We start from the raw sequence: 17067 nt of genomic DNA, 5'->3' as shown, positions 1-17067 counted from the left end.
TAAACCAATAAGGTAATCAAGTTATATTTTTAGGTATTTGGGAGACATCACAAGAAAAAACTTCATCCAAAACCCAAACAAGCAAAATAATAAACGAAACCATTCGAATGGGTATGCTTTTATTGAATAGCATATTGCATCTGTGTTACCACACGCACCCGTTTTTTAGTAGGGATATAAGTATCTTCTATAGAAAAAGCACCTTGAGAAGCGTTACGCAACTTTCCTAAAGGAACATTTGCATCAGCAGTAAACTGCTCTGCCGCTTTTTTTGCGTTTATAGTAGCCTCTCGGATCATAGATGGTTTAATTTTATTTAAATCTGTGAAGATAAATTTAGCTGGCCCATCCCATCTATAAGATAGGCACACACCCAGTTTCATTAGCTCTTGAGATTTTTGTACAGTTTCATATAGTAAAAATACATTGGAGGTATGTACAACGACTTCCATCTTTATGGAGTTCCCAACAGGCTGTGCCTCGTTTTTTCCAAGATAACGAAATTCTGGGGTACCATGTATAATTTCTTTATCTACAAAACCTTGTTGCCTTAGAAAGGCAAGTAATATTTCTGTTTGCTTTTTTATTTTGTTATTGACGCCCTCTACATCACTATCTACTGCCTCAAACGGAATCGTCCATATACCTAGATTGGCATCGACTTCCTTTTCTGCAAGCCCTTTTACGCTAACAGATGCTACCACCCTTGAACGGGTGTAGTATAGACCTAAAACAAAAATAATACTGCTTACGACGAATCCTAAGCTTAGGATTACAGTGGCTTTTATTATATTCTTATGCATAGTAATTTAATGTATAGTTAGGGGTAATAGCTAGTTTTATGGGTTATCACCTTAAAACTAGGTAAACCCCATCTCTACACCACTGAATTTTAAATAGCATTCTGAACCATATCGCTTCTAGTGATATTACAAGCTAAATTTTACACCCCCAGAAAATTTGTGTACAGGTGCCTTATCTTTTGTCTCATTTACCCTGAACTCCCTGTTTACATCATACCCACCAGAAAAGGTGAAGTGGTTATTGAACTTATAGGCTACTTGCGGAATTAGATTCCATTGCTTAAGAAATGCGAAACCAGGCTTTTGTGAATCTTCTAGAGTAGCAAGATAAGAGCCTGCTATAGATAGCGTCCACTTAGGTGTTACACAGTATTCTAAAGCAGCGCCAAGGCCCCATGCATTTATAAAAGACAAGTGATTTTTGTCCTTATCTATATAGTAGGCGGCACACATTTCCTCACGATCTCTATCACTTTGAACTGCAGCAAGAGGCGGTAGGTAATCACCCAAACCATATACATAAGTGCCTTGTCCTGTAATGGTAAACTTTTTAGGTATCACTTGATACTGAATACCTAAATGGCCACCGCAAGTAAACGCTAAGTTATTAGGCAAATTTTGCGCATCAGGGTTAGTACTATGTGTGTAATCAGAAAAACGGAATAAGCCACTCAGGCCAATATTAAGGTCATCTCTAATGACGCTTAGGTTTACACCAAGGGATGGGAAATTGTTTTGAACTTTAAAAAAACGTTCTTTCTCTGTTAATTGATCGACTTTATTAGGTCGAATACCTTTTGGTTCTTTTGGTTCTTTATCGTCTTTTTGCTCTCCTTGTCCTTCTTTTTTCTTTTCCTGTTCTTTTGATGCTGATTTTTTTTCCTCCGGTTGATTTTTATCAAACAGTCCTACTTGCAATGCAATAGGCTTCTCAATGGCATAGCCAATTCGAAACCAATCAAAAGTATGCTCATTTTTTATTTGTAACACAGATCCACCTGGAGAAATAAGTAACCCATCAGCTGCTTTTTCATAAGAAAAAATAGTAGAACCATAGCCAATCGTTGTCATTTTTCCAATGGTAATAGTAGCACTACTAAGGGTAGTTTTTTTCTCTTTGCAACTAGCAGCTATATTAAAAGCTGCAGCTTTGTTGCACCAAGCGTTTGGCACCTCCGCCTTAAAGGTTAGCTTTGCACCAATGCTATTTTGAGAGGACCACCTCTTTTCCTGGTATACCATAGCAGGGCTCATGCTAATAGCAGCACCCAATTTTATCAAATCTTTAGATTTAGCTTCTTCCTGAGCTGCTTCTACTTTTACATCATCTTGCTCAATGATCGGATTGATACTTACTTCATCCGCCTCTAATTGAGTTACATATTCATCAGCATATATAGGATGCATGATGCTGTTGGCAAAGAATAAGCCAAGTAAGGCGATTTTAATTTTCATAGCAATAATATGTTAAAGTGGTATGCGTTAATTAAAGTGGTAATAAAATTAATTATAGGTTTTGTTAAGTCCCTTTAACAATCAAAGAGGCTGAAAAGTTAGCTACTTGCTTAACCAGTGGCTATGCGTTTTTTACAAACATTGAACCAGCTTCACAAGAGCTGCACATATTATAATAAATATGATTGGAATAAACAAATATTGATAAGGAAGGATTAATCTAAATCGAGCAAATCTTGTAGGCCGTCTAACTTGCTTGGGTCGTTTAATGTATGGTTTTTAGTATGGCAAGCTTTATTATTTAAATGGTTCTGACGATTACACTTGGTACATCGCATAGAAAGACCGACTTGGAGATAAATAGCGGGTTGTCTGTAGTAAATATTGTAATTTTTATGGTCAAACTGTTTAAATGTTTGCAATTCCATAGCAAAACGCATGGTGTATGAAAGGTAATCCGTCAGCTGCTGCTCGTATCCCACACCAAAATTATAGGCAACTGTTTGATGCAAGTAGGGGCCAAAGGTTACCAACCTAGCCAACTTATTACCCAAATGATGCACATAAAATAGTCGCATATCGCCAAAAAATCTATGCTTTTCATTATCAAAGGCATACCACCCACATTTGGCAAACCATCTTCCCTGTGCAGACCATTTTTGATGCATACGGTAGGCCTTATCGGATATGTGGTTGTGATCAAGAGTCAATCTACTGGTAGCATTAAAGATCATTTCTCTACCCAAACCTATAAACAGTCGTTGGCCACAAAGATATTGTATCCCTAATGTAATAGGCAGACCTAATCCTTTTCCTTGAAATTGTATCTTTTCATTGCGACCATATGCTTCAAATGGACCAAAGTCGGTGACTTTATCAAGCGTATGGTGGAACCAATTTGGCTTATATACTTGATTCGTCTTACTTCTAAGGAAATAAGTATTGTCTTGCCTTTGGATTAACTGCATGTGTTGCAAGCGGTTGGTATAGAAAACAGCGCCAACGCCTAGGGTGCAATCAAATGAAAATTTAGCCCATATACTTTTCGCTTGCTCCGCATGAGTGGTACGTGTGTGAACACCCAGCAATTCTTCCAATAGCGCATCTGTAACTACAGGCTGATCATGCAATAGATTATTCTGATCTGGTAAAATTGTTTTTTTTGTAGCAGTAGCGGGAGCATCGCTATTTATCTGGGTGTCGGGTTGTTGCAAATAAGATATAAGACTACCTTTGTGCCAGATCTGATGAGCCAAATCATATGGCCAAAATGTTGGCTGATCATCGATGATTGGATCAATAAGGGGATCACCGTAGAGCGGTTGTGGCCTAGCCTGGCCCAGCAGACCGACACAAGAACCATTTTGCGTTTGATTTTTTAGGTTGCATATGACGACACCACCTTCTATTCCTATCTGTTGGAGGTCATAGAGCCCTTGATAATCTAAATTTTTTAAAGTGTAACTTCCTTTAAATATTTTTTTGCAAAAGTTCCTTGTATTTTGTAGAATTGTAAAAAGATTTTCAATTTTTTGATCTTTTGCGTTGCTTGAATGGGTAAATAAGCAAAAAATTATACTTAAAATAGCTGTTAATAAATTGGAGGCTTTGCTACGTTCAGATGCATAGTGGCCGCTATAATTTTTATTGTTCATTACATTATCTCTTCTATTGCTTTTACCTCATTTAGCGTTTATATAAGTTGGACGTAGCGCTTAAAAAATCAAAAAATAAGCCAACTACGTTAGCTGTTCATAATACAACTAGCACACCTTAACTTATTTTAGTTTGTAGATGGTTGTGGGTTTGTTAATTCTTAATTACGTTATCTCTTCATTATGCTCACTATTAATGTAATGGTTCCTTTTGAATTACACAAGCTTAACACAACCATCTAGCCAAACAGATGTTTTTATTTTAGCAAATAAGATGTATGCATACTTTGTTCTGACTTATAAAGCGCATAAAAAATGGTTTTGACTTATTAATAAGTCAAAACCATTGGTAATAAATGTATAAAAAGCACTAATAAAGCTCTATTTCTTCTTGATTTCGATTGACAAGTTTATAATCTGTTACCGCCATTGAAGAATCTTCAACCAGCGTAACCCATTTACCATATTTTATAAACCATCTAAATCTCCTAGAGAACAAATTTTTAGTAAAGTAGGCATAGAGATAAGGATGAACTAAAAGTCTTATGCCCTTTTCATTTTGATTCATCAAAACAAGACGCAAGTTTTCTTCAATTCTTTCTGAAACCAATATAGAAGCATCAATTTTTCCTGTTCCATTACAAGATGGACAAAGTTCTCTTGTAACTACATTCATTTCTGGTCTCACCCGTTGCCGTGTGATTTGCATAATACTAAACTTGGACAATGGTAAAACAGAAGTTTTGGCGCGATCTTCTTTCATAAGCTCCCTCATTTTTTGATAAAGAAGCTTACGATCTTCTATGTCCTTTATATCTATAAAATCCACTACAATAATGCCCCCCATATCCCGCAAACGCAACTGCCGTGTAATTTCTTGTGCTGCGGCTAAATTAACATTCAAAGCCATTTTTCCTTGCCCCTCTTCATCTAATGCCCTATTGCCACTGTTTACATCAATAACATGCATCGCTTCAGTATGCTCAATCACTAAATAGCCCCCCCCCTCTATACCAACGGTTTGGCCAAAAAGAGTTTTCAACTGACGTTCTATACCCCACTGTTCAAAGAGCTTAATCTTACCTTGGTGAAGTTTAAGAATTTTCTCCTTGTCGGGTGCAATTGTATGTATATACTGTTTTATTTCAGTATAAAGAAGTTGATCGTCCACAACAATACTGTCGAAAGACTCGTTGAGCATATCGCGTAAAATAGTATAGGCTCTATTTACCTCACCTATAACTTTTTCCCCGGGTAATGCATGAACCAACTGTTCTATTCCTTTTTTCCATTTATTGATAAGATCTTTGAGATCTCTGTCTAATGTAGCGACATCAATCCCTTTTGCTACCGTACGCACAATTACGCCAAAATGTTTTGGCTTAATAGAAGCAATTAAACGGTGTAGTCGATCTCTTTCTTCAGCATTTGTAATTTTTTTAGAAATACTAATCGTATCTACAAAAGGTATAAGTATCATATAACGACCAGGTAAAGTTAACTCAGAAGCTATACGAGGTCCTTTACTAGAAATAGGCTCTTTGACAATTTGTACCAATACTTCTTGCCCTTTTGTCAGTACATCTCCAATTTTACCAAGCTTGTCTATAGGGGGCTCAACTACAAAATCAATGAGATTTTTCACATTACCTTGCTGATGCCTAACTACTTGAATCGCATTTTTTAAAGAGTTAAACTGCGGACCAAGATCTAAATAATGCAAAAAAGCATCTTTTTTGTATCCTACATCTACAAAACTTGCATTTAAACTAGGGACTACTTTTTTAATAATTCCCAAATAAATATCGCCTACTTTGAATTTGTTATCTTCTTTTTCTACCTGATATTCAAAAATATTCCCATCTTTTAGAAGTGCTATTCTACAATTATTATCTGTACTATTAATTATTAATTCGTTACCCACGTGCTCATTTTGTTTACGCTTTTACAAAAACTTAGAAAGCAATCAGCAGCCTATTTAATAAATAGTTAAGCAAAGTAGATAATAATGCTTCTTGGCACTTAAGTGCTATCTATTTTTCTTTTTATGTCTATTTAACCTAAGACGCTTTTTACGCTTATGTGTAGCTACCTTTTGTCTTTTTCTTTTCCTACCACAAGGCATTTTACTAAGATTTCGTAAGTTATATTTATATACCACTCTAGAATAGCCCCCCCCTGCGTTATAAATGCTGTTGCATAAGAGGATACTATTCATTTATACTTGATAAGGTCTATTGACTTATGCGATAAACCTCATTAAAATCCCAATACGGTTCAGGCATTGGAGATTAATCCCTCGAATTTACTGTTTTTTTCTCTAATTACATGCATGCTTATAATGATTATAGCCATACATCGGTACCATAAAGCAGGTTTTTAGATTCAAGCCAACGATTCAACAGCTAATCTAAACTTAATATATGATCTTATGTATGGTACCTATTCAAAGCAGATCCAATTATATCTTCATTGATTTATACGATATGTACCATTGTATTTGACCATAAATCCCTATAACTGATAAAATCAGATAGTGTATACTCAGTATGATGGCACCCTTTTGATAGCAGGCCAAAGAGAAGATGATATAACGAAAAATGGTAACGACCCATCGTTCTAATTTTTTATGAGACATCAGCCACTTATCCATAAAACCCAAAAACATATAACAAGTATCGCCATATGTAGATAGAATTGGGGCTTTATTAAAATATATATGTCCTATAAAGGTCCACACCATGCTACCCAACATACTCAGGCCAGTAATAGATAAAAGCATTTTATAAGATATTCTACTAACTTGTAGCGGTTTTCGATGCAAGGTTCCTTTCCATCTTAGATAAGCATATGCATTAAAGAATATAAAAACGATACTATAGATTACTTTTCCATAAAGCTGCCTAACCGAGTAAACATAGATATTGGTTAAAGCTATAGGAAAGGCTAAAATTCTGCTCCAAATGTTTTGACGTGTTTCTAAAAAATGGGCAAAAACGGATACAACTACTAAGATAAATTCTAATAACCTTTGTGGGTGATAGATAAGCGATTGTACTACATCTATAGTAGCTACTAAAAGTTGAGGGATGTGCATAGGTAAGCAAGAATAGATAAAATTAAAAATATATCACGATCCTTTATCATGTAAATCATGGGTATCAATGGATTTATTGGTTTGAAGTTGCGTGCAATTTGATTTGAGTTGTGCATTGGATTGCGCATGAATCTTTCCTATTAATTCATATACTTCCCGAAAAGGCTTTTCAGACAAAGCTTTAATAATTACATTTACTTCAGTAATGTTTAACCTTAGTGCTATTGTATTTTGCTGCATATGATTACATCCTATTTAAAAATGTATAGTGTACGTTATTTTATGTCGTGTAACAAGTATATGACAATCTTAAAAAGGATAGCCAATATTTACATTAAAAATGGGTTGTAGCTTCTGTAGTTTGCTTCCAGAAGGTCTATATAATGGGAATGCTAGATCTCCACAAAGTACAAAAGTATTGTACAAATTTAATCTTAATCCAAAACCACCTCCTACTGCAAAAGCTTTGTAAAATTTATGAAAATTAAATTTCATTTTTAATGGCGCATCTTTTTCTAGCTTCCAAGTATTGCCTATATCTAGGAAAAGCGCCCCCTCTAAATAGCCAATCAACTTTTGACGTAGTTCTATATTACCCAGTAAAAGCAAATTACCTTTTTGTGCTTCTTTTTTATCTTTTTTGCTTTCATACAGACCAGGTCCAACCATTCCTCTATCCCAAGCGCGCACGCTACCATATCCTCCTATTGTATATTGTTTGTCTAGAGGGACTTTATCAGTTGCTTTGTATCCCTTAACAGCACCTAATTTAGTTTGGTAAACCAGTGTTGTATAGGCTGTAAGGTGAAAAGCATGTCGATAACCTATATCAATCTTAAGATACTTATACAGTTGAATCTCCTTAGGTAAAATTTTCTTCACTAGAAAAAGATGTTCATAGAGCCCTCCATGCTCTATAGCGATTGAAACCATCCATCTATAGCTGACCAAGGGATTGAAATACAACGCAGGCGTGGCCGCTCGTATGGTAAGTATGCATCCTATGCTAGTGAAAAAAGATGGTAATTTTGTATGCGGTTGGTTTACTTTTGACTGATCTAGAACTTTAGGATTGTCAAATGTCACTTTAAAAGGAGCGCATTGGTATAAGATATGTTTACTATACCAATCATAATGTAATGCTGCATCTATTTTTTTGCTACTGTAAACACGATTTTCAGTAAAACTATAATCGATAGCCATAGTGGTGCTTGGATTAAGTTTTTCCAACATTAAATTGGTTTTTCTTGATAAAAAAAGTATAAAGCGTGGCGTAGTAAATTTACCACGCAATCCGTAGGCAATATTCTGGTAAGATGTTTGGGCCACAAACTCCTCTCTTCGCGCAACACTGGCCTCTATCTGCAGTATACCTAGCCCTCCAACCCGCCTTATAATGGGATTTAATTTGATAGCAGGATGGAGTTTTTTAAGATTGAGGTTGACGCATTCTCCGGCAATTTCTGTTTGGAATCTTATGCGTTCATCAGGCTTGGCATGAATGTAAACGACCAACCGATCCGCTTCTATTTTGGGTAAAATAGCAATAGACCCAAAGGTAGCAATGCGATGGAGCCGCTCATAGGTTTCTAAAATTTTACTTTTGTTGTACAAATCGCCAGGTCGAAGGGGTATTTTAGCCGCTATGTCATCTAAGGGATATCCATCTGATGGGACCAAAAAATAAAGACCTTGACATACTTTGGTTAGCAGACGCATTGTACTTGAAGCGTGATCCTTTTGGGTAGTTAGATCGACTACAATACGTCCTATTTTTGTTGTATGGTAGACCATTTTAGGATGAGGGAGATCTACTACAGTAGTTACCGCTATGGTATGGTCACTTTCTGATTGGTGAGCTATAAAGTGCACATATTGTTCATTAAATTCAAAATAACCATTATCTGACAATAGGTTTACAATACGTTCTTGCTCATTGACAAAATTTTGATAAGCATAAGGATCGCCTATTTTAATCAAACTTTCACTACTATGGTTGGCCAATAGGGTGCAGATTGCTTGATCATTTGCTTGTAACCTTGTTGCAATAATTTTATATAAATTTTTTGGCTTTATGTAATAAGTGACACGTATATTTGATTTTTGCAAATCAGTTTTAGTAATAATCTCCGCATCTAAATAGCCTTTGGAATTCATATAGTTTAAAAATATTTTTTCATTATGGTGCACATAGATTGGGTCATAGTATAAAGGTTTTTCACCCATACGCATGAGGCGGTTCCCATTGGCTGCTAGATTTTGTTTTCGTTTAATAGCTTTATCCCGTTTGGCCATAAGTTTAATTTTTTCTTTTTCATTGGCGGCTTTACGGATTCGGTAGCCATAGGTTGCTTCAATAGCTACACGCTCGTTTTTTATCTTTTCAAGATTAAAATGGTGATTGCCCCACTGATACAGCCATTTTTTAATGGGCATGGCTAAAAAAGTAGTGTGGGGGTGGTAAATAGAATGCTTTTGCAATGCCTTTTTATGCATATGATTGACGCCTACAATTACTTCTTTAATGGGCAAAGATTTACCAACAGATGCATGCAAAAAGCTTGCATAAATAGATAGCAATAGGTATGAAATAAATTGTATAATCAGCTTTTGCTTGTCTAAGCAATAGGTTTTCAACGCGTTATATTTAGAATGAAAATTTGACGATCTACTAAAGGTACAAGATGTAATACAATATTTATAGCTTCGATACAAAGTACTGCTATCATGATGCCATGTCAAATAAATGTAGTATGTTTAAGGATCAATTGGCTTACTTGACGACTACATCCTATTGATCATCTATTATTGCCTTAACTGCAGATGGCGTTGTTGATACACATACCATTAAGCTACTAAAAAATTTAGGAAATTTTTATTTTTTTAAACTTAGACTATGACGGATAATACAGAAAAATTAAAGGCGTTACAAATCACCATTGATAAGTTAGAAAAAACATATGGCCGGGGAGCAGTTATGCGGTTAAGTGACAATCATGTGGTAGATATTCCGGTCATTTCGACAGGCTCTCTGGGTTTAGACCTAGCGCTAGGCGTAGGTGGCATACCACGTGGAAGAATTATTGAAATTTATGGACCAGAATCTTCTGGAAAAACGACACTTTCTTTACACTGTATTGCAGAGGCACAAAAAAAAGGTGGGTTAGCTGCATTTATTGATGCCGAACATGCTTTTGATAAAAGCTATGCGGAGCGTTTGGGTATAGATACCGAAAATTTGCTTATCGCCCAACCAGATGATGGGGAACAAGCGCTAGAAATAGCCGAACATCTGATTCGTTCTGGTAGCATAGACATCTTAGTAGTTGATTCTGTAGCAGCACTAGTGCCACGTAGTGAACTAGAGGGAGACATGGGTGATAGCAAAATGGGATTACAGGCACGTTTGATGTCACAAGCCTTGCGCAAACTTACCGGAACGATTAATAAAACAGGATGTGCTTGCATTTTTATCAATCAACTTAGGGAAAAAATTGGTGTGCTATTTGGTAACCCAGAAACCACTACAGGTGGGAATGCATTAAAATTTTATGCCTCTGTTCGTCTGGATATTCGTAGTATAACCTCACTAAAGGAGAGTGATGGAACAGTATCAGGGAAACGCACCCGGGTCAAAATTGTAAAAAACAAGGTAGCTCCTCCTTTTCGAGTGGTTGAGTTTGATATTGTCTATGGAGAAGGGATTTCTAAAGTTGGCGAGCTTATTGATATTGGTGTAGAATTGGGTATAGTGAAGAAAGCTGGCTCTTGGTTTTCCTATGAAGAGCATAAGCTCGCCCAAGGAAGAGAGGCCAGCAAAGAGCTCTTAAATAGCCATCCAGAACTTTTTAACAAGATAGAAGCAAATATTAAAGCAAAAATAGCCCAAGCTATGAACAAGAGCTAGTAAAATATAAAGCGTTGTATAGGTCTACCAAGGCAGTTGGGTCATTTGGAATTGTATTTATTTTTTACTAAGTATAAACTATAAGGGGCAAGAAGATACTTCGGTCTAACCTACCGCTAATCTTTATCTAAGGTTTCTTTTTGTCTTAATTTTTTAAGCAGAGAGCCATAATATGGAGCGATTTTATTCTGTTGAAAGCACTTTGCTTATTGTTGGTAATATGTTTTTAATACTTTAAATATCATTTCTATGAAGAAGATAAACAGTAAGGTAGGCCTATGCATCGGGCTGTTAAGCTTAAACACTTGGTCTGCTTGTGTACAGACCAAGCAACCTATGCATCGACCTACTTTAGGTGACGCAAAAAGGGCCTATAATAGAAACCCAAAAGCATACCTTTATGGAGCAGCAATAGGTACAGCTGCACTTTTAGGTGCTGGTGTAGTGGGATACAATCTTGCGGGTACAAGCACAGCACCTCCCAATACTACTGGGTTCAATGGCACTAACTTGACAACTATAGGCCCAGACTTATCAACCACAACCCTATCGCCGACCACAACTGAATTGAGTGACAGCAATGCTACGGATGCACCATCAACCAATCCATCAACGCTACAGCCATCTCATACAGCTGAGAGCGACACTGACACTATAAATAGAAAAGGGCCATACGGGGTGACACGTCTAATGGAGGCATCTGTAAATGGTACTATAGCAGATGTTGAAGGGTTAATACAGGCCGATGCAGATCTGAATGAACAAGATAACAACGGCCTGACCGCTTTAATGTATGCAGTAAATAAAAATAGAACAGAGATTGCTGAAGTATTGTTAAAAAACCATCCAAATTTGGATATACAAGATAAACAAGGAAATACTACTTTGATCTATGCAGTAAATAAAAATAGAACAGAGATTGTCGAAATGTTGTTAAAGAACCATCTAAATCTGGATATACAGGATAAAGCAGGAAATACTGCTTTGATCTATGCAACACTGGCAGACAATGAAAATATAGCTGATTTATTGATAAAAAAAGATTCAGGTTTAGATATACAAAATAACCAAGGATATACAGCTTTGATGTATGGGATGCGCAAGAACCGTACAACTGTCTACCCATTGTTGCTCAATAAAGGTGCAAATGTAAATATAGTCAATTTGTGGGGACAAACTCCTTTAATGGAAGCAGCAGCAAATAATATAGCGAATGCTTGTCAGTTATTGCTAGATAGTGTCGTCATAAAAAGTTAGCCCATAAATGGATACATCTAATTTGGACAGCTGCCAAGAAGGATGCTGTGTTCTTTGCATACCTAGTGGAGATTCCTCTCCATTGCTTAATTTTGAGAAACATATTCTCAATAAGATGTCGGAATTTATATAAATTCTTGTCAAAATAACGTTTTGTTTTTCTGTTTTTCTTGGAAGGGATAACAGGAACAATACCTTTTTCTATAGTATATTTAATGATTTTATCGGTATCATAGGCACGGTCTGCCAACAAATGCTTTGGAGTTATCCCCTCAATAAGATATGGAGATTGGCTACAATCAGCTCTGGTACCTTCTGTGATAATAGCTCTGATCGGCATACCAGACGCATCCACGGCCAAATGTAGCTTCGTATTAAGCCCCCTTTTGTTCGACTCATAGATTGGTTGCCTCCTTTTGCACCCGTTCCATGTATATGTACTTTAATATAAGTAGCATCAATCATAAGCCATTTAAAATCAGTATTATTAATCAGTTTTTCTAAGATCCTCTCCCATATACCATTATCTCTCCAGCGAGAAAATCTACGATGAGTGTTTTTCCAATCTCCATAGCTCGATGGAAGATCACGCCAAGGAGATCCTGTACGTAAAATCCAAAATACTGCATTAATAAACAGTCTATTATCTTTGGCAACAGCTCCCCAACCTCCTTGTTGACCTGGAAGTAGAGGTGATAAAATAGACCATACTTTGTCTGAAATATCATGACGGTGAATCCATTTAGACATCTATAAATATAATTGATGTTATGATCTAAAAATATAATATGAACTACAAAACAAATATACAAAATATTTCATGACGACACTATCTAGAAAAAGGGGCAAATGCCAACGCAAAAGATAAAAAAGATGGCTCAACTGCTTTATGGTATGCAATAGGACATCATAAAATAGATAATGTCAAGGTATTACTAAACGGAGGGGCAGATGTAAAGGTACAAAATAACAACGGAACAACTCCTTTGATACATGCAGCAAAGTCTACTAATACAAAAGATATTTTCCAATTGCTGCTAGAGAAAGGGGCAGATCCGAATGCAAAAGATAACGAGGGCAAGACTGCTTTGATCTATGCAGCAAAATACAACAGAACAAATGCTTTTAATCTATTGACAGAGAAAGGGGCAGATCTGAATGCAAAAGATAACGAAGGCAAAACTGCTTTAATCCATGCAGCAATCTATAATAGCAAACAATTTGCCAAATTATTGATAGAGCATAAGGCAGATCTCAATATAGCGGATAACCAAGGCAAGACTGCTTTGATCTATGCAAAAGAATATGGTGCAACAGCTATTGTCGAATTATTGGAACAAAGGAGCCTGTAATAGCGGGTTAAGCAGCTAACATAGGACTCATGTTGATACGAAAAGAGGCTATGCGTACAAAATGGTTAACTTTGCTACCAACTGTAAAGCCACCACTGGGTGGTTTTACAGTTTCAATTTACGCTTGATTAACAACGGGTTAAGGGACATCAAAAGATGTTATGGATGAAGAACATTGGTAACCCAATGGCTCCAGAACATTAAAAATTTCAGGCAAAAGATAGCCGCTCTATACCCAAGCAACTACAGATGCAACAGCACCCTATTTTTATATCTATTCTTTTTTAGCTGATGGGTCGTCCATAACATTCTTTAATGGCAACTGTACATAAAGCGGAGCATGAAATAAGAAAGCAATAATTTCTTGACTGACCGTAGCCATAAATTTTCTAAATAAATGGTAAGCTTCAAACTTAAAGGTTATAATAGGATCTTGCCGCTCATAAACGGCATTTTGCACCGATTGTTTTAAATCGTCCATAGTGCGCAAATGACTTTTCCAATGTTGATCAATTACATGCAGCACAACCATACATTCTAAATTTTTAACCAATTTTCTTCCACGAGAAGCCATAAAAGTAACAGGATCAACTGTAGCATTAATATACATTTTACCGTCAAAAAAAGGAGCTTCCAAGTTATAATTACTGCCTACAATGGACTGCTTAAAATAGGAAAACAGCCCTTCTCGCAATGTAGTCATGCGTTCGTAATATAGGGTTATGAACCGCTGATAGATATCCTCTATAAGGGCTTCTTTTTTCTTACCTACAAAAAATGATGTTGAAAAAGCATCTAAAATGCCAAATACAGCGAAAAAAATAGGATTTAGAGCACTTGCCTCTAACTTACTATTTTCATGCTCTATAATATTGGTTACCGTATCGTAGAGCATATTCATAATATCCACTTCAACGCCTTCTCCTAATAAGGCATGGGTCCGTTTCTGGTAGACGGCATTACGATGGGTGCCCATTTCACGGTCATACTCTAACAAACGTTTGCGCATGGCAAAGTTGTTCTGTTCTACTTTTTTTTGTGCCCTTTCGATAGACCTACTTACCATGCTATGCTGAATAACTTCTCCCTCTTCTAAACCAATTCTATCCATTATAGCGGCAATTCTATCAGAACCAAAGAGACGCATTAAATTATCCTCTAAGGAAAGAAAAAATTGAGAAGAACCTGGATCGCCTTGTCGTCCAGAACGGCCACGCAACTGTCTATCCACACGTCTGGACTCATGACGTTCTGTACCAATAATAGCCAACCCACCGGCTGCTTTTGAAGGTTGGGTCAATTTAATATCGGTACCACGACCTGCCATATTGGTAGCAATCGTAACCGTACCCGCCATACCGGCTTGCGCCACTATTTCTGCTTCTTTTTGATGATGTTTTGCATTTAAAATTTGATGGGGGATTTTGCGCAAAGCAAGCATTCTACTTACTAATTCAGATATTTCTACTGAAGTAGTACCCACTAAAACTGGCCTTCCTTGGGTAGATAAGAGGACAATTTCTTCAATGATGGCATTAAATTTTTCTCGTGCTGTTTTGTAAATTTTATCTTCCCTGTCTTCTCGTAACAATGGCCTATGGGTTGGAATAGGTACTACCGCAAGACCATAAATATCCCAAAATTCTTCTGAATCTGTCTCAGCTGTACCCGTCATACCGGCTAGCTTATCATACATATGGAAGTAGCTTTGAAGGGTAATAGAGGCATAGGTTTGAGAAGGTTTTTCAATATGAACCCCCTCTTTTGCTTCTAAAGCTTGATGTAGACCATCTGAATATCTACGACCCTCTAATACCCGACCGGTTTGCTCATCTACAATTTTTACTTTCCCTTTGGCTACAATATAGGCCACATCTTTCTCAAATAAAGAATAGGCTTTTAACAATTGATGCAAGGCATGAATACGTTGTGCTTTTACCTTATAGGTTTGTTGAAAATAAGAACGCTGCGCAATGCTTTCCTCATGGGTTAAGCTAGTGTCGTTCTCAATAGTTGCAATATGGGCTGCTACATCTGGTAAGATAAAAAAAGAAGCATCTTTTTCTTCCTCTGTTAAATAAGACAATCCTTTTTCAGTAATTTCAACATTGTTGCTTCTTTCATCAATGGAAAAGAAAAGAGGTTCGTCCGCTTGAGGCATCATCTTAGCATTTTCTTGTATGTAGTAAGACTCTATCTTATCTAAGACCTGACGGATACCTTTTTCACTAAGGAATTTAATTAAAGGTTTATATCTAGGTAAGCCTCTGTAGGCACGAAAAAGGGCTAGCCCTCCTGCTTCTATATGGCCTTCTTTTATTTTTTGCTTGGCTTCTTGTAGAAAATTAATTACTAGTTGCTTTTGTAGTCTATACAATTGTGCAATCTTAGGCGCCAACTCTTTATAAATGTGCTCATCACTCTCTTCTACAGGACCTGAAATAATAAGCGGTGTTCTAGCGTCATCAATAAGTACAGAATCAACTTCATCTACAATAGCAAAATAGTGTGCACGCTGTACCAAATCGCTGGCATCTGTTACCATATTATCCCTAAGGTAGTCAAAGCCAAATTCATTATTGGTACCAAATATAATATCTGCCTGATAGGCACGTTGCCGTCCGGTGGAATAGGCCATATGGTTATCTATACAATCTACTGTAAAACCATGAAATTCAAAAATAGGTGCCATCCATTCGGCATCTCTTTTGGCCAAGTAATCATTGACGGTAACCACATGAACGCCTTGATGACTTAATGCATTTAAAAAGGCGGCTAAGGTCGTAATCAAAGTCTTACCCTCTCCTGTAGCCATTTCAGCTATTTTCCCTTGGTGTAAAACCATTCCGCCTATCAATTGGACATCATAGTGTACCATTTCCCAAACAACTCTATGGCCACTTACCTGCCATTGATTGTGCCAAATGGCTTTATCGCCCTCTATGGTCACATAAGACTTACTGGTAGCAATAGCTTGATCATGGGGATGCAGCGACACGGTTAAGGCGCTATGATCCCTAAAACGGCGCGCAGTTTCTTTTACAATGGCAAAAACAGGTGCCAATACTTGATCTAAAATCGTTGCCAACGCTGCTTTGTATTGCTTTTTTAATTGCTCTAACCGTTTATATTGGTCTATTTTTGTGTTAGCTATAGCCAAAGCATCGGTCAATGGTTCATCCGCTGATTGATTGAGTTGTTCCATTTCAGACCTAATAGGCTGTAAATAGGCAGTTATCTCTTGACGAATCGCTGTAACTTTTTCCCGTAATGCATCATGGGAAAGGGACTGCAATAATTCATAAATTTGGTTGATTTCTTGTACTTTTTGATTATAAAAACGGAATTGTTTTTCTTTTTTTGAAGTAAAAATACTGGTAAAAAGTTGATTGAGCATCTTGGTATGAGTGAGTCAGGCTACAAAACTAGGGATCATAAAAATTGGTGCCATACTAAAGCAAAATGACATCAAAAGTAAGCTAATACTTATTTTATGCACCATCCACATTATCCTAAGCAGACAAGTGGATCGAAAAAGGGC

General features: G+C 36.7%; 11 protein-coding genes and 1 pseudogene. 3 read left to right on the top strand and 9 right to left on the bottom strand.

Translation table 11 applies throughout. The annotated features are described in order from the left end of the window. Positions 1-119: 119 nt before the first annotated feature. The 7 genes from ACRRVB_RS03300 to ACRRVB_RS03270 form a co-directional block, all read right to left on the bottom strand. Complete coding sequence (locus tag ACRRVB_RS03300; RefSeq protein WP_432466556.1) at positions 120-803, bottom strand: SIMPL domain-containing protein; 684 nt, start codon at positions 801-803, stop codon at positions 120-122. A gap of 126 nt (positions 804-929) precedes the next feature. Beyond that, positions 930-2258, bottom strand: a complete 1329-nt coding sequence (locus ACRRVB_RS03295) for a hypothetical protein (RefSeq protein ID WP_432466555.1) — start codon at positions 2256-2258, stop codon at positions 930-932. Between the two features lie 215 nt (positions 2259-2473). Then, complete coding sequence (locus ACRRVB_RS03290; protein WP_432466554.1) at positions 2474-3913, bottom strand: hypothetical protein; 1440 nt, start codon at positions 3911-3913, stop codon at positions 2474-2476. Between the two features lie 370 nt (positions 3914-4283). Further along, complete coding sequence (locus ACRRVB_RS03285; RefSeq protein ID WP_432466553.1) at positions 4284-5837, bottom strand: Rne/Rng family ribonuclease; 1554 nt, start codon at positions 5835-5837, stop codon at positions 4284-4286. 537 nt (positions 5838-6374) lie between these two features. Then, a complete protein-coding gene (locus ACRRVB_RS03280) occupies positions 6375-7010 on the bottom strand; it encodes a nicotinamide mononucleotide transporter family protein (RefSeq protein ID WP_432466552.1) in 636 nt (211 codons plus the stop codon). 33 nt (positions 7011-7043) lie between these two features. Next, positions 7044-7250 (bottom strand): hypothetical protein, encoded by a 207-nt coding sequence (locus ACRRVB_RS03275; protein ID WP_432466551.1) that lies wholly within the window; start codon positions 7248-7250, stop codon positions 7044-7046. Between the two features lie 69 nt (positions 7251-7319). Then, on the bottom strand, positions 7320-9647 hold the full coding sequence (locus ACRRVB_RS03270) for a BamA/TamA family outer membrane protein (protein WP_432466550.1): 2328 nt from the start codon (positions 9645-9647) through the stop codon (positions 7320-7322). 259 nt (positions 9648-9906) lie between these two features. Here ACRRVB_RS03270 and recA point away from each other — a divergent pair, with 259 nt between their 5' ends. Together recA and ACRRVB_RS03260 are read left to right on the top strand one after the other, a co-directional pair. After that, entirely contained in the window at positions 9907-10917 is a 1011-nt protein-coding gene (recA, locus tag ACRRVB_RS03265; protein WP_432466549.1) for a recombinase RecA, read from the top strand. 249 nt (positions 10918-11166) lie between these two features. Further along, positions 11167-12174: an ankyrin repeat domain-containing protein gene (locus tag ACRRVB_RS03260; RefSeq protein ID WP_432466548.1), complete on the top strand. Its 1008-nt coding sequence runs from the start codon at positions 11167-11169 to the stop codon at positions 12172-12174. Here the strand turns inward: ACRRVB_RS03260 and ACRRVB_RS03255 are convergent. Further along, a protein-coding gene (locus ACRRVB_RS03255) for an IS5 family transposase (RefSeq protein ID WP_432466339.1) occupies positions 12161-12924 on the bottom strand; the annotation gives its coding sequence in 2 pieces (ribosomal slippage) (positions 12161-12552 and positions 12552-12924; 765 coding nt in all). The genes ACRRVB_RS03260 and ACRRVB_RS03255 overlap by 14 nt on opposite strands. 92 nt (positions 12925-13016) lie before the next feature. On the opposite strand from ACRRVB_RS03255, the pseudogene ACRRVB_RS03250 reads away from it, so the two are divergent. Further along, positions 13017-13526 (top strand): annotated as a pseudogene (locus ACRRVB_RS03250) (ankyrin repeat domain-containing protein); the annotation flags it as partial. A 274-nt stretch (positions 13527-13800) separates the two neighbouring features. Here the strand turns inward: ACRRVB_RS03250 and secA are convergent. Beyond that, positions 13801-16923, bottom strand: a complete 3123-nt coding sequence (gene secA, locus ACRRVB_RS03245) for a preprotein translocase subunit SecA (RefSeq protein WP_432466547.1) — start codon at positions 16921-16923, stop codon at positions 13801-13803. Positions 16924-17067: the final 144 nt, after the last annotated feature.

Origin of the sequence: Candidatus Cardinium hertigii, assembly GCF_050864855.1 — a bacterium.
Classification (GTDB): domain Bacteria; phylum Bacteroidota; class Bacteroidia; order Cytophagales; family Amoebophilaceae; genus Cardinium; species Cardinium hertigii_C.
This window is presented reverse-complemented; position numbering and strand designations above follow the sequence as displayed.